This window comes from Vibrio sp. 1S139, from assembly GCF_041439475.1.
Classification (GTDB): domain Bacteria; phylum Pseudomonadota; class Gammaproteobacteria; order Enterobacterales; family Vibrionaceae; genus Vibrio; species Vibrio crassostreae_C.
In genome coordinates this window covers 19,975-42,569 of record NZ_JBGOOD010000023.1, presented here as the reverse complement: position 1 = coordinate 42,569, position 22,595 = coordinate 19,975, and the positions used below count along the sequence as shown (strand labels likewise).

Annotated in this window: 21 protein-coding genes and 1 other RNA gene; 7 read left to right on the top strand and 15 right to left on the bottom strand. The window is 45.9% G+C overall.

The annotated features are described in order from the left end of the window. Positions 1–10: 10 nt before the first annotated feature. The 5 genes from ACED46_RS09970 to rsmI all read right to left on the bottom strand — a co-directional run bounded on the left by ACED46_RS09970 (position 11) and on the right by rsmI (position 4,766). Positions 11–1,768 carry a penicillin-binding transpeptidase domain-containing protein gene (locus ACED46_RS09970; protein ID WP_371721367.1) on the bottom strand — a complete coding sequence of 586 codons (1,758 nt, stop codon included), beginning with the start codon at positions 1,766–1,768 and terminating at the stop codon, positions 11–13. Further along, entirely contained in the window at positions 1,765–2,082 is a 318-nt protein-coding gene (ftsL, locus tag ACED46_RS09965; protein WP_019824585.1) for a cell division protein FtsL, read from the bottom strand. The genes ACED46_RS09970 and ftsL overlap by 4 nt, the downstream gene beginning before the upstream one ends. A 3-nt stretch (positions 2,083–2,085) precedes the next feature. Beyond that, complete coding sequence (gene rsmH, locus ACED46_RS09960; protein WP_017066240.1) at positions 2,086–3,036, bottom strand: 16S rRNA (cytosine(1402)-N(4))-methyltransferase RsmH; 951 nt, start codon at positions 3,034–3,036, stop codon at positions 2,086–2,088. A gap of 228 nt (positions 3,037–3,264) precedes the next feature. Next, positions 3,265–3,704: RNase P RNA component class A (gene rnpB / locus ACED46_RS09955), an RNA gene on the bottom strand. Positions 3,705–3,899: 195 nt separating this feature from the next. Further along, positions 3,900–4,766 (bottom strand): 16S rRNA (cytidine(1402)-2'-O)-methyltransferase, encoded by an 867-nt coding sequence (gene rsmI, locus ACED46_RS09950; RefSeq protein WP_371721366.1) that lies wholly within the window; start codon positions 4,764–4,766, stop codon positions 3,900–3,902. Positions 4,767–4,827: 61 nt separating this feature from the next. On the opposite strand from rsmI, the gene ACED46_RS09945 reads away from it, so the two are divergent. From ACED46_RS09945 to ACED46_RS09930, 4 genes are read left to right on the top strand one after another with little or no spacing between them, the layout of a single operon-like run. Beyond that, complete coding sequence (locus ACED46_RS09945) at positions 4,828–6,645, top strand: penicillin-binding protein activator (RefSeq protein WP_371721365.1); 1,818 nt, start codon at positions 4,828–4,830, stop codon at positions 6,643–6,645. After that, positions 6,632–7,030 carry a YraN family protein gene (locus ACED46_RS09940; protein ID WP_017059277.1) on the top strand — a complete coding sequence of 133 codons (399 nt, stop codon included), beginning with the start codon at positions 6,632–6,634 and terminating at the stop codon, positions 7,028–7,030. The genes ACED46_RS09945 and ACED46_RS09940 overlap by 14 nt, the downstream gene beginning before the upstream one ends. 2 nt (positions 7,031–7,032) lie before the next feature. Beyond that, the gene (locus ACED46_RS09935; protein ID WP_371721364.1) at positions 7,033–7,623 is read left to right on the top strand and encodes a phosphoheptose isomerase; all 591 of its coding nucleotides are present in this window, start codon (positions 7,033–7,035) and stop codon (positions 7,621–7,623) included. 16 nt (positions 7,624–7,639) lie between these two features. Further along, positions 7,640–8,245: a BON domain-containing protein gene (locus ACED46_RS09930; protein ID WP_017062905.1), complete on the top strand. Its 606-nt coding sequence runs from the start codon at positions 7,640–7,642 to the stop codon at positions 8,243–8,245. A gap of 254 nt (positions 8,246–8,499) precedes the next feature. Here ACED46_RS09930 and sspB read toward each other — a convergent pair whose 3' ends face one another. From sspB to zapE, 8 genes are all read right to left on the bottom strand, one after another. After that, on the bottom strand, positions 8,500–8,994 hold the full coding sequence (gene sspB, locus ACED46_RS09925; RefSeq protein WP_017072808.1) for a ClpXP protease specificity-enhancing factor: 495 nt from the start codon (positions 8,992–8,994) through the stop codon (positions 8,500–8,502). A gap of 6 nt (positions 8,995–9,000) precedes the next feature. Continuing rightward, positions 9,001–9,636 (bottom strand): stringent starvation protein SspA, encoded by a 636-nt coding sequence (gene sspA / locus ACED46_RS09920; RefSeq protein ID WP_009848943.1) that lies wholly within the window; start codon positions 9,634–9,636, stop codon positions 9,001–9,003. Positions 9,637–9,733: 97 nt separating this feature from the next. Further along, positions 9,734–10,471, bottom strand: coding sequence for a cytochrome c1 (locus tag ACED46_RS09915; RefSeq protein WP_017061436.1), 738 nt, complete (start codon positions 10,469–10,471; stop codon positions 9,734–9,736). Beyond that, on the bottom strand, positions 10,468–11,733 hold the full coding sequence (locus tag ACED46_RS09910; protein ID WP_017061435.1) for a cytochrome bc complex cytochrome b subunit: 1,266 nt from the start codon (positions 11,731–11,733) through the stop codon (positions 10,468–10,470). The genes ACED46_RS09915 and ACED46_RS09910 overlap by 4 nt, the downstream gene beginning before the upstream one ends. Further along, on the bottom strand, positions 11,733–12,323 hold the full coding sequence (gene petA, locus ACED46_RS09905) for a ubiquinol-cytochrome c reductase iron-sulfur subunit (protein ID WP_017061434.1): 591 nt from the start codon (positions 12,321–12,323) through the stop codon (positions 11,733–11,735). Before petA ends, ACED46_RS09910 begins: the two co-directional genes overlap by 1 nt. Before the next feature lie 330 nt (positions 12,324–12,653). Continuing rightward, positions 12,654–13,046 carry a 30S ribosomal protein S9 gene (rpsI, locus tag ACED46_RS09900; RefSeq protein WP_004740758.1) on the bottom strand — a complete coding sequence of 131 codons (393 nt, stop codon included), beginning with the start codon at positions 13,044–13,046 and terminating at the stop codon, positions 12,654–12,656. A 13-nt stretch (positions 13,047–13,059) separates the two neighbouring features. Then, complete coding sequence (gene rplM, locus ACED46_RS09895) at positions 13,060–13,488, bottom strand: 50S ribosomal protein L13 (protein ID WP_010434689.1); 429 nt, start codon at positions 13,486–13,488, stop codon at positions 13,060–13,062. A gap of 247 nt (positions 13,489–13,735) precedes the next feature. Then, the gene (gene zapE / locus ACED46_RS09890) at positions 13,736–14,839 is read right to left on the bottom strand and encodes a cell division protein ZapE (RefSeq protein ID WP_017061433.1); all 1,104 of its coding nucleotides are present in this window, start codon (positions 14,837–14,839) and stop codon (positions 13,736–13,738) included. A gap of 219 nt (positions 14,840–15,058) precedes the next feature. Between zapE and zapG the strand changes: the two genes are divergently transcribed. From zapG to degS, 3 genes are all read left to right on the top strand, one after another. Beyond that, positions 15,059–15,514 carry a Z-ring associated protein ZapG gene (gene zapG / locus ACED46_RS09885; RefSeq protein ID WP_017061432.1) on the top strand — a complete coding sequence of 152 codons (456 nt, stop codon included), beginning with the start codon at positions 15,059–15,061 and terminating at the stop codon, positions 15,512–15,514. Positions 15,515–15,640: 126 nt separating this feature from the next. Further along, on the top strand, positions 15,641–16,996 hold the full coding sequence (locus tag ACED46_RS09880; protein ID WP_371721373.1) for a Do family serine endopeptidase: 1,356 nt from the start codon (positions 15,641–15,643) through the stop codon (positions 16,994–16,996). A 158-nt stretch (positions 16,997–17,154) separates the two neighbouring features. Continuing rightward, entirely contained in the window at positions 17,155–18,219 is a 1,065-nt protein-coding gene (gene degS / locus ACED46_RS09875) for an outer membrane-stress sensor serine endopeptidase DegS (protein WP_017061430.1), read from the top strand. A gap of 102 nt (positions 18,220–18,321) precedes the next feature. Here degS and parC read toward each other — a convergent pair whose 3' ends face one another. Next, positions 18,322–20,580: a DNA topoisomerase IV subunit A gene (parC, locus tag ACED46_RS09870; RefSeq protein WP_017067236.1), complete on the bottom strand. Its 2,259-nt coding sequence runs from the start codon at positions 20,578–20,580 to the stop codon at positions 18,322–18,324. Between the two features lie 3 nt (positions 20,581–20,583). After that, on the bottom strand, positions 20,584–22,464 hold the full coding sequence (gene parE / locus ACED46_RS09865; RefSeq protein WP_017061428.1) for a DNA topoisomerase IV subunit B: 1,881 nt from the start codon (positions 22,462–22,464) through the stop codon (positions 20,584–20,586). Positions 22,465–22,595 lie beyond the last annotated feature (131 nt).

Below are 22,595 nucleotides of genomic sequence, written 5' to 3'. Positions count from 1 at the left end.
CTGATTGGCTCTATTCTTGAAACTTGTTTTCATCAGCAGGGACATTCAGAATTTGCAGTGCGCCCTTCATGATTTCAGAAAAAACAGGGGCTGCGACCGAACCACCATAGTAGAGGTCACCTTGAGGTTCATTGATCATCACAACCAAAGAGACTCTTGGGTCACTCACTGGAGCAACACCTGCGGTATAGGCGAAGTACTCGTCTCCATAACCACCGGAAATCGCTTTTCTAGATGTACCTGTTTTTGCTGCTACTCGGTAACCCGGCACGGCGGCTCTTGTCGCTGTACCGCCCTTTTGGGTTACGCCTTCTAGCATGTTCAAAACCAACTCAGCATTTTCGCGCTTGATGATCTGTTTTGAGAAATCTTGGTCGTTGCTTTTAACGATATGGATAGGTTCGTAAACACCGTGATTCGCTAACGTCGCATAGGCATGAGCCAATTGCAGCGGAGTAATCGCTAGACCATAACCAAAGGATAAGGTAGCGATTTCAAACTTAGACCAGCGTCGACGGTTCGGGAAAATACCCGCGGTCTCACCGACTAGATTCAGCCCAGACATCTCGCCAAGACCAACAGAACTGTACATGCCCAGTAGCGCTTCAAGTGGCATATCCAGTGCTAACTTCGCCACACCGATGTTACTCGACTTCTTAAGGATTAACGCCAAGTCTGCCTTACCAACTTTGGAAGTATCACGTACACGGCTACCACCGATTTGCATGATGCCGTTACCCGTATCAATTACAGTATCAGCATCCGCGGTACCATTTTCGAGAGCGGCAAGAACAACAAACGGCTTAACCGTCGAACCTGGCTCAAAAGCATCGGTGATCACGCGGTTACGCATCTTAAAGCTTTGTAAATCAGCACGATTGTTTGGGTTGTAAGACGGTGCGTTAACCATGGCCAAAACCGCACCCGTTTTTACGTCTAATAAGATGGCAGATCCAGACGTCGCCTTGTGATCGGCTACCGCCTGTTTAATCGCTCGATAAGCGATGGCTTGTAAGCGCTGATCGATGGTCAATTCGAGTGGTTTACCTTCTTCACGCTCTTCTAGTGCAATGTTTTCAACTACTCGCCCGTAACGGTCTTTACGGATTGTACGTTTACCTGCTTCACCCGTGAGCCACTTATCGTAGCTGCGCTCGACACCTTCTAGGCCGTGTCCATCAATGCCGGTAACACCGATAAGGTGCGCACTGACTTCGCCTGCAGGGTAGTAACGTCGAGATTCCGCTTTCAGGCCAACACCCACCAGCTTAAGCTCACGGATATACTTAGCCATTGCAGGGCTAACTTGTCTTTGCAGGTAAATAAATCGACGGGATTTGTTGCTAGAGATCTTGTCGATCATCGATTGTCGCTCTAAGCCAAGTACATCGGCTAACGCGTACCAACGATCAATTTGGGCCATGCCGTTTTTATCGAAAATCGTTTTAGGATCGGCCCATACCGCTTCAACTGGAACACTCACAGCAAGCGGCTCGCCATTGCGGTCTGAAATAATACCGCGAGCAGAAGGAATAGCCTTAACACGTACTGAGCGAAGGTCGCCCTGACGAATTAAGTTATCTGGTTCAATAATTTGGATGTAAGCCACACGACCAACCAGCGCAGCAAAGGCAAGAAACACGAAAGCAATAACGACGTTGAAACGCCATTTAATAAGAATTGGATCCGAATCCTTTTCGCTCTTCACTCGCTCTTTCGTTGGTTTCTTAACGGCTTTTGCGGGTGCTTTTTCCTTTTTACCGGTCATTTCAGTGTGATCACAACTTCTTTTTCAGAGTCTGGACGTTTCATGTCTAGCTCTCTTTTTGCCGATGCTTGAACGCGACTATGTTCAGCCAGAGCCGTCTCTTCAAGCATTAAATTTCGCCACTCATCATCAAGCTGTTCTCGCTCCACCAACGCCGTGTCTTTTTGCGTGATCGCCTGACGTGACATATGTGTCGTAAGAACGACCCCCATCGCACTCGCGAAGATACAGATAAGCAGCATCAATGGGACCTTGCCCACGGAGATCAAATCAAAAAATATTATCTTGGCTAAGTTCGGTTTGGAGGTCTTCATTGACTATAGCTTTTCTGCGATTCGTAATACTGAGCTACGCGAACGAGTATTCTCATCCACTTCATCTTTAGAAGGCTTGATCGCTTTACCAACAGGCTTAAGATCAGCACTGCCTAGCGCTTTGATCTGCTCTTCTGTTAGTGGCAGGCCATGTGGTACTTGCGGACCTTGGCTCTCTTTACGGATAAAGCGCTTCACCATGCGGTCTTCAAGAGAGTGAAAGCTAATAACAGACAAACGGCCTTCAGGAGCAAGAATGCTTGCTGCGCCTTTCAGGGCTGTATCGATCTCTTCAAGTTCACTGTTGATGTAGATACGGAAGGCTTGGAAAGCACGTGTTGCTGGGTGCTTTTTCTCTTTGAAGCTTTTTGGAGCTACATCCGAGATAAGCTTAGCCAACTGACCAGTGCGCGTTAGAGGTTCGTTCTCTTCATTCTCTTGATAAGCGATGATGCCTTTCGCGATACGACGAGCGTGTTTGTCTTCACCGAACTCACGGATAACCCATGTGATGTCATCAAGATCGGCTTCAACTAACCACTGAGAGACAGGAATACCGGTTGTTGGGTCCATACGCATATCAAGCGGACCGTCTTTCATGAAGCTAAAGCCACGCTCAGCGTCATCTAGCTGTGGTGAAGAAACACCTAGATCCAGTAACACACCATCCACTTGACCGACTAAGTCATAACGCTCCGCATATTCAGCCATACCTGAGAACGGGCCGTGAATAATCGTAAAACGAGGGTCATCAATCTTTTGCGCTTCTGCAATCGCTTGTGGATCGCGGTCAATACTAAAGAGTCGTCCATTCTCGCCCAGTTTAGACAGGATTGTACGGCTGTGACCACCACGGCCAAAAGTACCATCGATGTAGGTACCGTCAGGTTTGATCGCAAGTCCGTCAATAGATTCGTTAAGCAATACTGAAATATGTTTGAATGCTTCTGTCATAGTCTTCTCAGTGAGTGGATTGAGCCATTAGTTCGGCAATAATTTGTTCTATTAACGTTTTAGTGTACTGATTTCACGCCGTATCTCCACCATATTGTGTATAGGCTTTGGGAATTTTTGACCCAAGCTCATATCAGGGTGAAGGATTCTAAGGAAATCTAAATAATTTACGTCAATATAAAGCAAAAAACCCATCACTACCGTTAAGTAATGATGGGTTCTTTATATAGGTGGAGTTGACACATACGCCGGGTTCTGTTCCGCTTGCGCGGCGGTAACCATTCGTCTAGGCCTGCAATCGCTCACAGGCTCAAGCAATCTACCCGCCCCCATACGCGAGCAACGCAATGTGAGGGCCTATTTGATCTTGCTCCGGGTGGAGTTTACCTTGCTACGAACTGTTGCCAGTCGCACGGTGCGCTCTTACCGCACCCTTTCAGCCTTACCTGTGCCCCTTCCGAAGAAATGAGGCCATCGGCGGTCTTCTCTCTGCTGCACTTGTCGTGGGCTCGCGCCCCCCAGACGTTATCTGGCACCCTGCTCTATGGAGCCCGGACGTTCCTCCCCTCTGCCAGTCTCCCGAAGGACTTCAACGTCAGTTTCCCGAAGGACCTCAACGTCAGTCTCCCGAAGGACATCAGCAAAGCAGCGATTACCCGTTCAACTCCGAGGGCGGATTGTATAGAGATTAGAGTGCAGTGTCTAGCGAGATCACAAATATGCTGCAAACCGCTAAGTAAACGCATGAATTTCACACAATCCAGACAAAAAAAGAGGAATGAAGGGACGACCTTCATTCCTCACAAGCTTTAAAATAGCACTCTAGCGACTTATACACTGAGCAGCTATTTATCTATTCAGCGTTAACCATCTAGGTGCTCAAGGCCCCACTTGTACAGCGCGTTCTTTTTCAGGTTGTAGATTTCAGCTGTCATTGCCGCCGCTTTTTTAAGAGGTAACTCTTTAGTTAGGATACCCAGAGTACGAGTCGCTTCGTCTGGCAGTTCTGTGCTCGCTTCTTCACGATGACCATGAATCAGTAACACCATCTCACCGCGCTTACGGTTCGAATCTTCTTCAATCCACTCAATCAACTCACCCAGTGGCAATCCTTGAATTGTTTCGAATGTCTTAGTCAGCTCACGTGCCAAGACAACTTCACGGTCTGGGCCTAAGATCACAAGCATATCTTGTAGAGAATCTGAGATTCGATGTGGTGATTCGTAGAAGATACACGTGCGCTCTGCTTTCGCGATCTCTAGGAACTTATCTTTACGACCTTTGCTCTTTGGCGGCAAAAAGCCTTCAAAGCTGAAACGATCAGACGGTAAACCAGACGCACTCAATGCCGTAATCACTGCACAAGCACCAGGAAGTGGCACAACTCTCACACCCGCTTGACGACATTGTGAGACAAGATGGTAACCTGGGTCACTGATTAAAGGTGTACCCGCATCAGAGACTAATGCGATAGACTGACCTTCTAATAACCTTTCGACTAGAACTTGCGCTTTAGTTTGTTCATTATGATCATGTAAAGCGAACGTTCTGGTTGATATATTGAAGTGAGCAAGCAGCTTACCCGTGTGGCGTGTGTCTTCGGCTGCAATAACATCGACACTTGATAAAATTTCAATTGCTCTTTGAGTGATATCTCCCAAATTTCCGATTGGGGTTGGCACAATGTAGAGAGTTGGGCTCTCTGTGAGCAAGGTTTTGTTATCTGTCATTTGTTTACCATCACTTCAACGATTAATATAGATACAAATTTATACGGAATTTAAAGAACTCATGGCAACGATGAACCATAAGAGACTCAGTGTACCACGCTTACTAACTCCAATTGCATTAGCAATTACATTGGCGGCTTGTTCTTCAGGTCCTCAAGCACCAACGAGCGTTGATATTACACTAGATCCAGCGCAATCAACTGAAAGTTACATGATGCAGGCGGGTAGTAGCAAAGGAAGTCTACAAAACGACTGGTTAATCATGGCGCTTAAGGCTTCTGTGCAAGTTGGAAAAACCGATCAAGCAACTCTGCTGATTAAACGCTTAGCAAAACAAGAGCTGAGCGAAACGCAACAAGCGGAATGGCAATTAGCGCGCGCTCAGCTGCTGGTGAATAACTCACAGCCAGATCAAGCTTATAGCCAACTAAACTTCCAGCCTGGGTGGAAGCTTCCGAACGAGCAGTGGAAAGATTATCACGAGCTACGCGCGAACATCTCAGAGATGAAGAGTGAGTATTTCGAGGCAAGCCGTGAGTTAGTGCTCTATTCAGAGTACCTAGAGGCTGACGACGAGCTTCAACAGCAAACTGCCGACCGTATTTGGCAAAACCTGAATAGCTACTCTCAATACGAGATTCTAGAACAGAAAACATCACCGACAGAAGATGTGCTTTCAGGTTGGTTACAACTGGCAATCTACATGAAGACGCTGAACTCAAATCTTCCAAACCTGCAGGAAACCTTATCGGATTGGTTAGCCGAGAATCCTCAGCACCCAGCTGCTACTTACACACCTCAGGCGATCACCGACATCTTGGCGCTAGAGATCAGCAAGCCAACCAGCACTGCACTGTTGCTGCCGCTAACGGGTAAATACGGTAAGCAAGCACAACTGGTACGTGATGGCTTCATCTTTGCGATGATGAACGACAAAGAACGCGAAGAAGATGCAACGCTGACAGTAATGGATACCAACGTGCAAAGTGCTGCTGAGATTAAAGCGACACTGGAAGAGAACAACGTTGATTTCATTGTGGGTCCGCTGATCAAGAGCAACATTACTAAGCTTCAGCAAGCGCAGAAAAACCACGAGAATTCGATTCCAGCTTTAGCTCTGAACATTCCAACGCAACTAGAACCTGATACCAATATTTGCTATCTCGCTCTATCGCCTGAACAAGAAGTTGCTCAGGCAGCGAAACACCTATTTGCTCAAGGCTACAAGTATCCGCTTATCCTTGCGCCAAGAGGACGTTTAGGTGAGCGTGTTGAGCAAGCGTTTAAAGAAGAGTGGAAAAAATACAGCAGCAACGATGTGGCTATCAGCTTGTTCTCTGACAAACGCCAACTGCAACGTAATGTGAATCAGGTATTTGGCTTGCAAGAGAGCCAACAACGTATCGCTCAAATGGATGGGTTACTGAACCTAGACCTAGAAACAGAGCCACGCAGCCGTCGTGATATCGATTCTGTCTACATTGTGGCTAAGAACTCAGAGCTAACGCTAATCAAACCCTTCATTGAAGTTGCAATTAACCCTGATGCTAGCCAGCCCGCTCTTTTCTCAAACTCACGCAGCAACAGCGGTGATAAGCAGTATGAAGACCTAACCGGCGTGTTCTACAGCGACATCCCACTATTGGTTGAGAACAAAAACGAGCTTAATAAAGAGCTAAACGACCTATGGCCTGCACACTCAAACGGCCAAAAGCGTCTGCAAGCACTGGGAATGGATGCATACTACCTAATGGATGCACTGCCACAGATGAAAGCCGTACAGGGTTACAGCATTCCAGGTGAAACGGGTGTGCTAACCATCGATAACAACTGTGTGGTTCAACGTGAAATCAGCTGGGCAGAGCATGGGGCTTTTTAGCCGAAAGTTCCTATCCAAACCAACCATCACCCACAAACAAGTGGGTGATAAATACGAGGCCGTGGCAAAATCTTATCTGATTAACCACGGTTTATCGTTAATAGAAGAAAACTTCATAGCAAAATGTGGCGAGATTGATCTTATAATGCGCCATAACAATACGGTTGTGTTTGCTGAGGTAAAATACCGCAAGCAAACCCGCTACGGACATGCCGCTGAAATGGTGACTGCCAAGAAGTCACAGAAACTGCTCAAAACAGCCAATGTTTGGCTTATGCAGCAAGGCTTGTCGGTGCACTCTACAGATTTCAGGTTTGATATTGTTGCCATTGAAGGGCCGAATGACACTATCGACTGGATTCAAAACGCGATTACCCAAGGATAAACATGCTAGACAGCATTAAAGAAAGTTTCACAGAAAGTATTCAAATCCAAATTGCGGCTGCAGAAGCTCTGCCTGACGCAATCACGCATGCCGCTCAAGCAATGGTTGCGACCTTGCTTAACGGAAACAAAATTCTTTGTTGTGGTAATGGTGGTTCGGCGTCGAATGCTCAGCAATTTGTATCGTGCCTACTCAACCGGTTTGAAACAGAGCGCCCTAGCCTTCCAGCAATGGCACTCACAACAGACAACACAACGCTAACGGCTGTGGCTAACGACTACCACTATGAAGAGATCTTCTCTAAGCAGGTGCGTGCATTCGGTCAAACTGGCGATATTCTGTTGGCTATCTCGACTAGCGGTAACAGCAAGAACATCATCAAGGCAATGGAAGCGGCGGTAACTCGCGACATGACCATCATCGCCTTTACCGGTAAAGATGGTGGTGAGATGGCAGGTTTGCTTGGTGAACACGATGTAGAGATTCGTATCCCGTCACACCGTACAGCGCGCATTCATGAAGTACACATGGTGACACTGCACTGCCTATGTGACCTAATCGATCAAGTACTCTTCCCTGCCCACGAAGAGTGATATACGGAGCATCACAATGAAATCATTAACCTCTATGAGGCTGTTTAAGCTGATTAATGTTTCGCTACTTACACTGTCTCTGTCTGGTTGTGCTGGCATTTTCATTGCTGGTGCTGCAACTACTGCAAACCTAGTCACAGATACGCGAACAACCAAAGAGATTTGGAACGACAACAACATCGAATTTGAAGTTGCAGCGATTACCAATAAACAACCATTCCGTGGCAATGTACGTGTCACCGCAAGCTCATACCGAGGTTCAGTGGTGTTGATGGGGCAAGCAACCACAGATTCAGAACGTCGCGCTTTTGAAAACCAAGCCAAAGAAGTGGCTGGCGTTGAGAGCATCCACAATCAAGTTCGAGTGAAAGAACCTTTGTCTGTAAGTGCTATCAGTAAAGACAGCTGGATTACCACTAAGGTGAAATCAGCTCTGCTTGCGAATGCTGAGCTTAACGGCATCAAAGTAAAAGTGATTACTGAGGATTCAGAAGTATTCCTACTTGGACTCGTGACTAGAGAGCATGCCGATATCGCGACAGAAGTTGCGCGTAACATATCTGGCGTAAAACAGGTTATTCGAGCGTTTGAATACGGTGAAGAAGAGACGGCTGTTAACTAGCCGTAAGCCAGTCAACTAAATGCGATATAGCAGAAAAGAAAAAGCAGCGACGAGTCGCTGCTTTTTTATTTGGTTCGTTATCTAATACCAATCGTAGTAAATAATCTATCATTCTAGCTTGTTAAAAATTTCGATAACTGCGTTAGAATTTTTGATTGTAGAATAACTACTTATCAAAAAATTCCGCCTTGCTCTCAAGCTTTTTTCCTGCGCTATTTCTGATCACTTACTTACTGTGATTGGTATAACTAACGTTATTTGATAACACGAAGGCTTGGGCGACCTTTCGCTGGACGAGGTGGCTCAGGATCTGAGTCTGGCTCTTCAGCATCTACGTCTGCCGTTGCTACGCTCAAAGATGGGCCTTTTTCTGGTTCTTCAAAAGGACTTTCTTCAATCCCTTCTTCAAACGCTTCCATGTAAGCCTCTTCAGGTTCAAACATGGTACCAGCACCATTTTCACGAGCATAAATCGCTTGTACTGCGTAAAGCGGAACGATCACAGAGTGTGGACGACCACTAAAGCGAGCACTAAACGTCACAGCTTCGTTACCCAGTTCAAGTTGTCCAACCGCACGAGGCGCGATGTTCAGAATGATCTGACCATCTTGAACAAACTCTTCTGGAACTCGCACACCCGGTAATGTTGCTTCAACAACAAGGTGTGGAGTTAGTTCGTTATCAACCAGCCACTCATAAAATGCACGAAGCATGTATGGTCGGCGTGGAGTCATATTAGAAATATCCATAAACGCTTAGCGAACGAGTCGCATCTCACGCTCAGCTTCAGTTAGAGAAGCTAGGAATGAATCACGTTCGAATACGCGGTTCATGTAAATCTTAAGCTCTTTAGAACCAGGACCAATTAGTTCGATACCAAGCTCAGGTAAACGCCATAATAGCGGAGCTAGGTAACAATCAATTAGGCTAAACTCTTCGCTCATGAAGTATTCATACTCAGCGAAGATAGGAGCAAGAGTCAGTAGGTCGTTGCGCAGTTTAACGCGAGCTGCTTCAGATTCTTCAGCGTTGCCTTTAACGATCTTCTCTGCAACTGAATACCAGTTACGCTCAATGCGGTACATCATTAGACGGCTGTTACCACGAGCAACCGGGTATACAGGCATCAACGGTGGGTGAGGGAAACGCTCATCTAGGTATTCCATGATGATCTTCGAGTCATATAGAGCAAGCTCACGATCAACAAGAGTAGGTACTGATTTGTACGGGTTCAGTTCAACAAGCTCTGCTGGTAGATTTTTTTCATCAACCAACTCAACTTCAACACTTACGCCTTTTTCAGCAAGAACGATGCGCACCTGATGGCTATACATATCAGAAGCACTTGAGAAAAGAGTCATTACAGAACGTTTATTGGCAGCTACAGCCATGGAGCCCTCCAGTACACTTTAAATAAAAACAATGGAGGCCTAAAGCCTCCATTGAACATTAACATAATTTGGGAATTAGCACGGTATTATAGCACAATTAGTGCACATCACGCCAATACTCTTTCTTCAGCAAAATCACGATGATAGTGAAGATTACTAAGAAGGCCATTACCCACCAACCCATAGCGTGACGCTCAAGTTGAACTGGGTCGCCCGAGTAAACCAAAAAGTTAACAAGGTCACGAACTGCTTCGTCGTATTCACCAGCACTTAATTCGCCAGAGCCGTCAGTCTCAGTGCCAACAACAACCGTCACTTCCTCGCCATCTACCATATGAGTATCGTAGATTGGTGTTGGGATACCTTGCAGTTCTTCAAGAACGTGCGGCATACCAACGCTTGGGAAAACAATGTTGTTCACGCCAAATGGACGAGACGGATCTTCATAGAAAGTACGAAGGTAAGTGTACAGCCAGTCTGCGCCACGAACACGAGCAACCAATGTTAGGTCTGGTGGCGGAGCACCAAACCAACTTGCCGCTTGATCAGAAGGCATAGCATTAACCATCAAGTCACCGATTTTCGCTTCAGGGTCGAAAATCAGATTTTCCTTCATAAGATCAACGGGGATCTCTAAATCATTCGCAACACGTTCATAGCGCTGGTACTGCGTTGAGTGACAAGCGAAACAGTAGTTCATGAACATCTTAGCGCCATTTTGCAATGAAGCTTTGTCTGTTAAATCATTGTTCGCTTTGTCTAATGGTACGTTTGCACCCGCTGCCATCACCAGTGACGGCAACATAGCAAATAAAATTACAATCCACTTTTTCATTTGAATGTCACCCTTTCTGGTAATGGTTTCGTCGCTTCATTTTTACTGTAGAACCACAGTAGAACGAAGAACATGAAGTAACCTAAGCTAAAGATTTGAGCCAGTAGCGTGTATGTTGGCGTTGCTGGAAGCGCACCAAGTACACCAAGCGCAATAAAGCTTATTGTGAATTGGATGATGTTAATCAAATGCAGTTTGCTACGGTAACGGTAAGAACGCACTTTACAACGGTCGAACCATGGTAGTAGGAATAGCACAACAATAGATGCGCCCATTGCTACAACACCTAGCAACTTATCAGGAACAGCACGCAGAATTGCGTAAAACGGCGTGAAGTACCATACCGGAGCGATGTGCTCTGGTGTTTTCAGTGGGTTAGCAGCTTCAAAGTTTGGCGGCTCAAGGAAGAATCCACCCATCTCTGGGTTAAAGAACAGCACATAACAGAAGAAGAATAGGAAACCGGCCACACCAACCATATCTTTCACGGTCCCGTATGGGTGGAAAGGAATAGAGTCAATGATGTCGTATTTCTTAGTGTAATCCTTGTGGAATGGGAACTGCGTTTTGTAGTCGTCGCCCATTGTGCCTTTAGGAAGTTTCGTCTCAATACCGTCTGGGTTGTTCGAACCCACTTCGTGCAGTGCTAGTACGTGAAGTACGATAAGCAGCAGAAGTACAATTGGTAGAGCGATAACGTGCAGTGCGAAGAAACGGTTCAGCGTTGCACCAGAGATGATGTAGTCACCACGGATCCAAAGCGTTAGGTCATCACCGATAACAGGGATCGCACCAAACAGAGAAATGATTACCTGAGCACCCCAGTAAGACATTTGACCCCATGGTAGTAGGTAACCCATGAAAGCCTCAGCCATAAGCACTAAGAAGATCAACATACCGAAGATCCAAAGTAGCTCACGAGGCTTTTGGTAAGAACCATAGATTAGGCCACGGAACATGTGCAGGTAGATAACAACGAAGAATGCCGAAGCACCTGTTGAGTGCATGTAACGTAGTAGCCAACCGTATTCCACATCACGCATGATGTATTCAACAGAAGCAAATGCACCCTCACCTGACGGTACGTAGTTCATTGTTAGCCAAATACCCGTAAGGATTTGGTTAACCAATACCAACATTGCCAAAGAACCGAAAAGGTACCAAAAGTTAAAGTTCTTAGGCATTGGGTATTCAGATAAATGCTTTTTATACGCATTCATCGCGGGTAGACGTTTCTCTACCCAATCAAGCAATCCTTGCATTACGCGTCTCCCTCGTCCACACCGATCATGATCTTAGTGTCACTCAAATACATATGCTTTGGTACAACAAGATTCAATGGAGCTGGTACGCCTTGGAATACTCGACCTGCCATATCAAACTTTGAACCATGACAAGGACAGAAGAAACCAGACTTAACACCCTGAACTTGTTCTGCAAAAGAATCCGGCAGGTAAGTTGGAGAACAACCTAAGTGCGTACAGAAACCAACAGCAACGAAGAATTCCGGCTTAATTGAACGGAACTCGTTCTGTGCGTATTCTGGTTGTTGTTCAGCTTCAGATTGAGGGTCACGAAGTTGACCACCGATCGATTTTAGGTTTTCTAGTACCGACTCAGCACGGCGTACAACCCATACAGGTTTACCTTGCCACTCGACACGAACCATTTGTCCCGGTTCTAACTTACTGACTTCCACTTCCACCGGCGCGCCCGCAGCTTTCGCCTTGGCACTCGGATTCCATGATTTAATAAAAGGCACGGCTACAGCAGCTGCTCCTAAACCACCAACAACGGCTGTTGTTGCGGTTAAGAAACGCCTGCGACCGTTATTTAAAGGCGCGTTGCTCATCCAAACATTCTCCCATTTGCTCCTTGTGGATTGAAATAATTCCGATTAAAGAGCATGGCTAACAAAATATGTATTTAGTTCTATTTATTGACGGCAAATGATAAATAAAACCCTACTTTTTGACAAGATAAAGCTACCTTTTTGTAACAATCATGAGGCAAAGCGCACATTGGGTTACAAAAGCTTTCAAAATATAAGAATTTGGAAATAAAACGAGGAAGGGAAAGCGTTTAGAGGGGGTATAAAAACAAAAAGCCCGGCATATAGCCGAGCTTTGAACCACAATTCCAGTCGTAAAACTGGGGGCGTGTACTTTTTCGTAAAGAAAAATTAACGCTTAGAGAATTGAGGTTTACGACGTGCTTTACGTAGACCAACTTTCTTACGTTCAACGCAACGAGCGTCACGAGTAACGTAGCCAGCTGCACGTAGAGCAGGACGTAGAGTTTCATCGTACTCCATAAGAGCGCGAGTGATACCGTGGCGGATTGCGCCAGCTTGACCAGAAATACCACCACCAGAAACAGTGATGTAAAGGTCAAGTTTCTCAGTTAGTTCAACTAGCTCAAGAGGTTGCTTAACAACCATACGAGAAGTTGGACGACCGAAGTAAACATCAAGGCTACGCTTGTTGATTACGATCTCACCAGAGCCTGGTTTGATGAAAACACGAGCTGCTGAGCTTTTGCGACGACCAGTGCCGTAGTATTGATTCTCTGCCATTTTCATAATCCCCTTAGATGTCTAGTACTTGTGGCTGTTGAGCAACATGGTTGTGCTCAGTACCAGCGTACACTTTAAGCTTACGGTACATCGCGCGGCCTAGAGGACCACGTGGAAGCATACCTTTAACTGCTAGTTCTAGAACCATTTCTGGTTTCTTAGCAATTAGCTTTTCAAAAGTGATAGTTTTAAGACCACCTGGGAACTCTGAGTGACGGTAGTAAACCTTACCCTTAGCTTTGTTACCAGTTACAGCAACTTTCTCAGCGTTAACAACGATGATGTAATCACCAGTGTCTACGTGAGGAGTGTATTCTGCTTTGTGCTTGCCGCGTAGGCGAGAAGCGATTTCACTTGCTAGACGGCCAAGAGTTTTGCCTTCAGCGTCTACAACATACCAGTCGCGTTTTACAGTTTCTGGTTTAGCAACGAAAGTTTTCATGCTAATAATTACCTATTTAAAAAATTTACACTTAAGGAATACTCGCGTATTCCCACTGTCTAAGAGTTACCATTCATCACCCCTTCGAGTGTTGGAAAACTCTTGGCATAACGTGATTTTACTCATCGCTAGAGGCCCGCAGTAACGGTAGGTCGCAGGATTATAGAGAAGAGCGAAGAAAAAATCACCTCTTTTTGAACAAAATCACGATTTTTTTAATTCTATTTCTTATTCGAGATAATCAAAGCTAACTTAAGTGTTCTTTTGCCAAATATTCATGGCTCTGCATTTCAATTAAACGCGACTGACAACGTTTAAATTCAAACTCTAGCTGACCATGGGTGTATAGCTTTTCTAGCTCCACTTCCGCTGAAATAATCAGCTTCACATTGCGCTCGTAGAACTCATCAACTAATGCAATGAAGCGCCTAGCAGCGTCATCTGAAGTCGCGCCCATTTGCAATACATCCGCCAATAGAACTGTGTGATAAACCCGAGACAACTCAATATAGTCGTTCTGGCTACGAGCCGACTGACAAAGCTGAGCAAAGGTACCATGCAGTACGCCATCACTCGCTTCGACTACATCTAATTGACGGTGGTTAACCTCTATCTGCTTAAGCTTCTCTTTATCTTCACCAACGAGCTGAGCGTAATACTTTTCGAGATTAATATTCGCTTGGCTATCTAGCGGGTAATGGTAAATCTCAGCCTGTTCTAAGGTACGTAGACGATAGTCAATACCACTATCGACATTAAGGATATGACAGTTGTCTTGAATGAGCTTGATGGCAGGTAAGAAACGCGCTCGCTGTAACCCGTTGCGATACAGATCCGCAGGTGGAATATTAGAGGTCGCAACCAAGATAGCGTTTCGAGCGAATAACTCTTGGAACAAGGTTCCTAGGATCATCGCATCGGTGATGTCTGAAACAAAGAATTCGTCGAAACAGATAATGTCCGCTTCTTCCTTCAACTTGTCTGCGACTAAAGGCAATGGATCACTCACATTACCTAGCGCCTTTAGCTCATCATGAACTCGATACATAAAGCGGTGAAAGTGAACACGCATTTTTTTAGTGGTCGGTAAGGCATCATAGAACGTATCCATTAGGTACGTTTTTCCTCGCCCTACGCCACCCCAAAAATAGAGACCTTTCGGTGGTTGTGGCAGTTCTGGCTTTTTGCCTAGTAATTTCTGGAAGCGAGTCAGTTGAGGAATGGGCGTATTCATGTAATCTTGAAATTGATGAAAGAGTTCATCTAAAGATTTTACGGCTTGCTCTTGTGCTGGATCTCTTTGAAATCCATGTTCTTTTATATCTTGTTCGTATTTTTTAATGGGATTCATGACGACATTTCCACAATGAAAGCAATATCAGACAACAACTAAAAATGAGCCCAAACAGTACGAGGAATAACGTGATGTGGTGAATAATGCAGCATCAAACTGCTAACTAGCGCACACGCATTTCTCTTTATACTGCGGCTTTCTCATAGTACCATGGAGCCGTATCACGTGTAACTAAGCAGTAACAAACATGTTAAAAAACAATAATAAGGAGCTGTTATGCCTTGGATGTATGCCGTTGCCGGTTTACTAGTCGGAGTTATTTTAGGGGTCGCTATTTCTCGTCTCATGACACCTGAATACAAAAAACAAAAGAACGTACAGAAAGAATTGGATAGCGCAAAGTTTGCCCTTGAGCAGCAGCGACAAGAGCTGGCTGATCACTTTGCGAAATCAGCAGAAATGTTGGACACATTAGGTAAAGACTACACAAAACTGTACCAACACATGGAAAAAACAAGCTCAGAGCTGATTCCTAACCTGCCAGAGCAAGATAACCCGTTTGTGAAAACAGCCGCTGCCCATTCGGACAAGCCACAAGAGAAGCCTTCAGTAAAAGAGGCGACACTTGAGGAACAACCGAAAGATTACGCTAATGGCGCAACCGGTTTATTTACAGAGCAGAAGAAAGAAATCATGAATGCTCCCGATGTTGTTACAGCAAAAGCATCGTAAACATTTAACACTTCTGTGAACTTTACAAAGGTTTTTGAGTCATAACTTTCACTCAGGTCATTTGAAACTTATCATACTTATTAAACGTATAAGAGGGTTAAGACCTTAACTAGAGAGGAGTTTATGATGAAAAAACCTTTGCTTGCTTTATCAGTGCTAACTTTAAGCTTAAGTTCAATCATCACCCCCATTAAAGCAACAGCCGCACTGCCATTAAGTGTGGGTAATGAACAATTACCGAGCCTTGCTCCTATGCTTGAACAAGTGACCCCCGCTGTGGTTAGTATTGCCGTAGAAGGCAAACAGGTACAACGTCAGCAAATCCCTGAACAATTTCAATTCTTTTTTGGTCCAGAACAAACACGAGAGCGTCCCTTCCGCGGATTAGGCTCTGGTGTCATCATTGACGCCGAGAAAGGTCATATCGTGACCAATTACCATGTCATTAATGGTGCGGACGATATCAAAGTAAAACTGCATGATGGTCGAGAGTACGATGCTGAGCTAATCGGCGGCGACCAGATGTCTGATATCGCACTGCTAAAATTAGAAGAAGCCAAAAACCTGACCCAGATAAAAGTCGCAGACTCAGACAAACTAAGAGTTGGTGATTTTAGTGTCGCGATCGGTAACCCATTCGGACTTGGGCAAACCGTGACATCCGGTATTGTTTCTGCACTCGGCCGTAGCGGCCTGAATCTAGAAAACTTTGAAAACTTCATTCAAACCGATGCAGCAATCAACAGCGGCAACTCTGGTGGTGCGCTAGTGAACCTTAACGGTGAGCTAATTGGTATCAACACCGCCATTCTTGGCCCTAACGGAGGTAATGTCGGTATCGGCTTTGCAATCCCTTCTAATATGATGACAAACCTGACAGAACAAATTCTCGACTTCGGTGAAGTAAAACGCGGCATGCTTGGCGTTCAAGGCGGAGAAGTGACCTCTGAATTGGCAGAAGCACTCGGTTATGAATCAAGCAAGGGCGCCTTTATTAGCCAAATCGTCCCTGACAGCGCAGCCGATAAAGCAGGACTGAAAGCGGGCGATATTATTGTCTCTATTAATGGCAAACGCATTGATACCTTCAGCGAGTTAAGAGCTAAGGTCGCAACACTCGGCGCTGGTAAGCAGATTGAACTGGGTGTGGTTCGTGACGGTAAGAGCAAAACCTTTGATGTGACGCTTGGTGAATCCACCAATAATAAAACACAAGCTGAGAAGCTCCATGAAGGACTAGCTGGTGCTGAGTTAACCAACACAACAGAGAGTGACTCTGCAACGGGCGTCAAGGTATCGAATGTTGCTCAAGGTTCACCAGCCGAAGCCTATCAACTCCTGAAAGATGACATCATCATCGGAGTAAACCGCCAGCCCGTTAAGAACCTTGCTGAGTTTAGAGAGATTCTTGAAAAACAACCTGGTGTACTGGCGCTTAATATCCAGCGAGGCGACCGAACTATCTATCTTGTGATTCGATAGTCTTACGTCAGCGCAATTACAGGGAGGCTCAGTAAGTTTGCTTTAAACTTACTCAGTCTCCCTTTTCTTTAGATCAATCAAAATGCTATGCTTCACTTGTAATCAAATCAGTCATCCATTGATGGAGGCTTCACACCTTACTTGTTGAAGAGGGAAACATGCTGTCCTTTCTATTTCGTTCTATTTCCCTTGGACTCGTTTCAGCGGCGCTTATTCTTCTCGCCTTCCCGAGCTTAAGACCAGCGATTGTCGCTGACGTCACTAGCCCTAAAGTCGATAATATTGGCTCTCTTCAGATTTCATTTAACCAAGCAGTTCGCCGCGCGGCGCCTGCAGTGGTTAACATTTATAGCCGTAAATACGCTGAAAGCGATCGAAACAAACTGCTCACACAAGGTTTGGGCTCAGGGGTGATTGTTAGCGAGAAAGGCTACATCATTACCAACTTCCATGTGGTGGCTCAAGCAGACCAAATAGTTGTGGCACTTCAAGATGGCCGAGTAGCAGCTGCGCAACTTGTCGGTTCAGACAAACGCACCGATATCGCGATACTTAGAGTCAGCGGTGATAATCTACCGGTGATCCCACTCAATCCTAATTACAAAGCCAATGTCGGTGATGTTGTACTGGCTATCGGTAACCCATACAACCTAGGTCAAACAACAACCTTTGGTATCATCTCTGCAACCGGCCGTTCTTCGATCAGTGCCGATGGCCATCAAGCCTTTATCCAGACCGATGCGGCAATCAATGAAGGTAACTCAGGTGGCGCACTGGTGAACTCACAAGGTGAGCTAGTCGGTATCAATACCGCCTCTTTCCAGCAAGCTACCGACATGGAAACCTATGGGATCTCATTCGCTATCCCCTATCCGCTTGCTAATAAAATCATGGAAAAGATCATCGCCGATGGTCGTGTGATTCGTGGCTATATTGGTATCGATGGACAAGACATCAACTCAGTCACCTCACGCATGTTGGGTACTAAGAATATCGGCGGGATCGTTGTGTTGGGGATAGACCCTAATGGTCCGGCTGCCGATGCGGGTTTTGAAGCTCAAGACATTATTGTCAGTATCAACGATAACCAAGTAAATGGTCGCCAGAGTGTAATGGACATCGTTACCGACCTGCGACCTGGTACAGTTATCGATGTGGGTATATTGCGCCAAGGTGAAAGCAAAACCTTAAAGGTGACCATCGCCGAAGATACTCGCCTGTAGAGCAAACTCTGTAAGCAATGATTCAAGCTGCTAATACACAAGTACAAAAAACCCAGCTCATAGGCTGGGTTTTCTTTTATCTAAAGATTGTTTCAAGTACCTCTACGATTCACTTTGCTCTTCGATATCGATGCGAGTCACTCGCTGTAGTCCTCTAGGCAGTAGACCACCACGACGACCACGTTCACCACGGAAGTTTTCAAGATCCGCAGGTTTCAAACCAAGCTTACGTTTACCGGCGTAGATAGTCAGCGTCGCATTCTCTGGGATAGCCATAAGATGTGAGACAAACTCTTCACGCTCTTTTGCTTTCGCAGAAGGGATGTTGATGATCTTGTTGCCTTTACCTTTGCTCAGCTGAGGGAGATCTTTAATCGGGAACAACAACATACGACCTTGGTTAGTAATCGCCAGAATCTGATTACTGTCCAAGTCAGCAATAGGGCTTGGCATCATCACTTCAGAAGCTTGTGGCAAGTTAACCAAGGCTTTACCGCTCTTGTTCTTGGACAGCAGATCGCTACCCTTACAAACAAAACCATAACCTGCATCAGAACCGACTAACCATAATTGTTCATTCTCTCCCATCACCACTTGGCGAATAGAAGTACCTGGGCTGACGTTCAAGCGTCCTGTAATTGGCTCACCTTGGCTTCGCGCCGACGGTAATGAATGTGACTCAAGGGAGTAGCTTCGACCATCACTGCCGAGGAACACCGCTTGCTGGTTACTCTTACCCTTAGCACTCGCTAAGAATTTATCACCCGATTTGTAGTTCAAACCTTCAGCGTCAACTTCATGCCCCTTGGCATGACGAATCCAACCTTTCTCAGACAACACAACCGTGATTGGTTCGCTTGGTACTAAGTCGCGCTCTGTTAGCGCTTTCGCTTCAGCGCGCTCAATCAGAGGTGAACGACGATCATCGCCGTATTTATCCGCATCTGCTTGGATTTCTTTCTTGATCAGCGTATTCAAGCGACGCTCTGAACCGAGTAGCTTTTCAAGCTTCTCACGTTCAGCTTCAAGCTCTTCTTGTTCCGCTCGGATTTTAAACTCTTCTAACTTAGCTAAGTTACGAAGTTTAATATCAAGAATCGCATTGGCTTGAATTTCAGAAATGTTGAAACGGCTCATTAGGACAGGACATGGTTCGTCTTCTGTACGAATGATCTCAATCACTTCATCGATATTAAGATAAGCAGCAAGCAAACCTTCTAAGATGTGCAAGCGTGCCAGTACTTTATCTAAACGGTACTGCAAACGACGGCGAACCGTTGTGCGACGGAACTCGATCCACTCTTTCAGGATTTGAACTAAGCCTTTAACTTGAGGACGATTATCTAAACCAATCATGTTCAAGTTAACGCGGAAGTTTTTCTCTAGATCCGTCGACGCGAACAGGTGACTCATCAATTGGTCACAGTCGATACGATTCGAACGAGGAACGACAACGATACGCGTTGGGTTCTCGTGATCCGATTCATCTCGCAAGTCGTCAACCATTGGCAGCTTCTTAGCGCGCATCTGGTTAGCGATTTGCTCAAGTAACTTCGCACCTGACACTTGATGAGGTAAAGCCGTGATAACAATATCAGAGCCTTCCTTGTGCCAAACCGCGCGCATCTTGATGCTGCCACGTCCAGTACGGTAGATCTTTTCGATGTCCGATTTCGGGGAGATAATCTCAGCTTCAGTCGGGTAATCTGGACCTTGAATGAAACCCATCACGTCTGAAAGCTCAGACTTAGGCGTATCAATTAGGTGAATGGCTGCATTCGCGACTTCACGCACGTTGTGTGGTGGAATATCGGTCGCCATACCTACCGCGATACCAGTGATACCGTTAAGCAGGATATGAGGCAAACGAGCTGGCAACATTTGAGGCTCTTTCATGGTGCCATCAAAGTTTGGTTGCCAGTCAACAGTGCCTTGACCTAGTTCACCTAGAAGAACCTCAGCAAACTTAGATAATTTCGCTTCGGTATAACGCATCGCAGCGAACGATTTCGGATCATCAGGTGCACCCCAGTTACCTTGACCATCTACCAATGGGTAGCGGTAAGAGAAAGGCTGCGCCATCAATACCATCGCTTCGTAACAAGCAGAGTCACCGTGTGGGTGATACTTACCCAATACGTCACCAACGGTACGTGCTGATTTTTTGTATTTCGATGCAGCCGATAAGCCTAGCTCAGACATCGCGTAGATAATACGACGCTGTACTGGCTTCAAGCCATCACCGATATACGGCAATGCACGATCCATGATCACGTACATTGAGTAATTTAAGTAGGCATCTTCGGTGAACTTGCGCATTGGCAGCTGTTCAACGCCATCATATGTAATTTCGTTAGACATCCATTATACCTCGGCCATATCACCGTTAGTCTGTAGCCATGTACGGCGATCATCTGCACGTTTCTTACCAAGCAGCATGTCCATCATCTCGTTGGTTGCTTCGCTGTCATCAATCGTTAACTGCACAAGGCGACGAGTGTTTGGATCCATGGTGGTTTCACGCAACTGAAGTGGGTTCATTTCACCCAGACCTTTGAATCGTTGCACGTTGATCTTGGCTTTCTTCTGCGATAGTCGCTCAAGCACACCGTCTTTCTCTGCGTCATCGAGTGCGTAGAACACTTCTTTACCGCAATCGATACGATACAGAGGAGGCATTGCCACATAGATATGACCCGCTTCAACTAATGCATGGAAATGGCGAGTAAACAAAGCACACAGCAGTGTCGCGATATGAAGACCATCCGAGTCCGCATCGGCAAGGATACAGATCTTACCGTAACGCAGGCCGGATAAATCATCGTTGTCCGGGTCGATGCCTAGAGCCACCGAGATGTCGTGCACTTCTTGCGAAGCCAATACTTGGTCTGCTGACACTTCCCATGTATTTAGGATCTTACCGCGAAGTGGCATAACTGCTTGGAACTCACGATCACGTGCTTGTTTAGCAGAACCACCCGCCGAGTCCCCTTCCACGAAGAAGATTTCGGTACGGCTTAAGTCTTGAACTGAACAGTCAGTTAGCTTACCCGGCAGTGCTGGGCCTGAAGCGATTTTCTTACGCACAACCTTTTTGCTTGCGCGCATACGGCGGTGGGCATTCGCAATACAAGCTTCTGCTAGCTGTTCTGCCAGTTGTGGCTTTTCGTTCAACCACAGGCTAAACGCATCTTTTACCACACCAGACACAAACGCAGCAGTTTGACGTGAAGACAAGCGCTCTTTTGTTTGACCAGCAAACTGCGGATCTTGCATCTTCACCGACAGTACGTACGAACAGCGATCGAAGATATCGTCGCCCGTTAGCTTAACGCCACGCGGCAGCAAATTACGGAATTCACAGAACTCACGCATTGCATCAAGAAGACCTTGGCGAAGACCGTTTACGTGTGTACCACCTTGTTTAGTCGGTACTAAGTTCACGTAACTTTCGGTGATCATGTCGCCGCCTTCTGGCTGCCAGATGATCGCCCAGTTTGCCATTTCTGTTTCAGCAACGAATTCGCCAACATACGGTTCTTCAGGCAGCAAGGTGTAACCTTTCACGCCTTCGGCAAGGTAGTCTTTTAGACCATCTTCATAGAACCATTTATGCTCTTCACCACCGACTTTGTCGATAAAGGTAATTTCTAAACCTGGGCAAAGCACTGCTTTTGCACGTAGGTTGTTAATCAGACGAAGTGTCGAGAATTTAGGGCTATCGAAGTACTTAGGATCAGGCCAGAAATGTACTGATGTACCACTGTTACGATGACCACAAGTGCCCGTCACAGTAAGCTCTGTTACTGCATGACCGCCTTCAAGTGCGATCTCGTGAACCTGACCTTCTCGGCGTACGGTCACTTCAACACGTTTTGACAGCGCGTTTACAACCGAGATACCTACACCGTGCAGACCACCAGAGAACTTATAGTTGTTATTCGAGAATTTACCGCCAGAGTGGAGCTTAGTTAAAATCAGCTCAACACCTGAGATCCCTTTTTCAGGGTGGATATCGACAGGCATACCACGGCCGTCATCGGTAACTTCTAACGATTGGTCTGCATGAAGTACCACTTTGATCTTCTTAGCGTGTCCCGCTAGTGCTTCATCGACCGAGTTATCAATGACTTCTTGGGCAAGGTGGTTAGGTCTTTCTGTCTCGGTATACATTCCCGGGCGGTGTCGCACAGGGTCGAGACCTTCAAGTACCTCGAGGTCTTTTGCATTATATTGTTCAGTCATAATACGGAGTTTACTCAAAAAGTTTGCGTCTGTTCGCTGGCTCCAGTTTCACTAAAGCAGAATCATTACTATGAACCGTCATAGTAGAGCGAACGAGCGAAGTATTGGGGAATATAGTCTGGAAGCTGAGT

Bases quoted from the DNA above. Each gene is read 5' to 3' on its own strand.
- sspA (WP_009848943.1), bottom strand. From the start codon at position 9,636: ATGGCTGTAGCTGCCAATAAACGTTCTGTAATGACTCTTTTCTCAAGT.
- zapE (WP_017061433.1), bottom strand. From the start codon at position 14,839: ATGAATCCCATTAAAAAATACGAACAAGATATAAAAGAACATGGATTT.
- ACED46_RS09880 (WP_371721373.1), top strand. From the start codon at position 15,641: ATGAAAAAACCTTTGCTTGCTTTATCAGTGCTAACTTTAAGCTTAAGT.
- rplM (WP_010434689.1), bottom strand. From the start codon at position 13,488: ATGAAAACTTTCGTTGCTAAACCAGAAACTGTAAAACGCGACTGGTAT.
- ftsL (WP_019824585.1), bottom strand. From the start codon at position 2,082: ATGAAGACCTCCAAACCGAACTTAGCCAAGATAATATTTTTTGATTTG.
- rpsI (WP_004740758.1), bottom strand. From the start codon at position 13,046: ATGGCAGAGAATCAATACTACGGCACTGGTCGTCGCAAAAGCTCAGCA.
- parC (WP_017067236.1), bottom strand. From the start codon at position 20,580: ATGTCTAACGAAATTACATATGATGGCGTTGAACAGCTGCCAATGCGC.
- parE (WP_017061428.1), bottom strand. From the start codon at position 22,464: ATGACTGAACAATATAATGCAAAAGACCTCGAGGTACTTGAAGGTCTC.
- ACED46_RS09910 (WP_017061435.1), bottom strand. From the start codon at position 11,733: ATGCAAGGATTGCTTGATTGGGTAGAGAAACGTCTACCCGCGATGAAT.
- ACED46_RS09935 (WP_371721364.1), top strand. From the start codon at position 7,033: ATGCTAGACAGCATTAAAGAAAGTTTCACAGAAAGTATTCAAATCCAA.
- rsmI (WP_371721366.1), bottom strand. From the start codon at position 4,766: ATGACAGATAACAAAACCTTGCTCACAGAGAGCCCAACTCTCTACATT.
- ACED46_RS09930 (WP_017062905.1), top strand. From the start codon at position 7,640: ATGAAATCATTAACCTCTATGAGGCTGTTTAAGCTGATTAATGTTTCG.
- sspB (WP_017072808.1), bottom strand. From the start codon at position 8,994: ATGGATATTTCTAATATGACTCCACGCCGACCATACATGCTTCGTGCA.
- ACED46_RS09940 (WP_017059277.1), top strand. From the start codon at position 6,632: ATGGGGCTTTTTAGCCGAAAGTTCCTATCCAAACCAACCATCACCCAC.
- ACED46_RS09945 (WP_371721365.1), top strand. From the start codon at position 4,828: ATGGCAACGATGAACCATAAGAGACTCAGTGTACCACGCTTACTAACT.
- petA (WP_017061434.1), bottom strand. From the start codon at position 12,323: ATGAGCAACGCGCCTTTAAATAACGGTCGCAGGCGTTTCTTAACCGCA.
- zapG (WP_017061432.1), top strand. From the start codon at position 15,059: ATGCCTTGGATGTATGCCGTTGCCGGTTTACTAGTCGGAGTTATTTTA.
- rsmH (WP_017066240.1), bottom strand. From the start codon at position 3,036: ATGACAGAAGCATTCAAACATATTTCAGTATTGCTTAACGAATCTATT.
- ACED46_RS09915 (WP_017061436.1), bottom strand. From the start codon at position 10,471: ATGAAAAAGTGGATTGTAATTTTATTTGCTATGTTGCCGTCACTGGTG.
- degS (WP_017061430.1), top strand. From the start codon at position 17,155: ATGCTGTCCTTTCTATTTCGTTCTATTTCCCTTGGACTCGTTTCAGCG.
- ACED46_RS09970 (WP_371721367.1), bottom strand. From the start codon at position 1,768: ATGACCGGTAAAAAGGAAAAAGCACCCGCAAAAGCCGTTAAGAAACCA.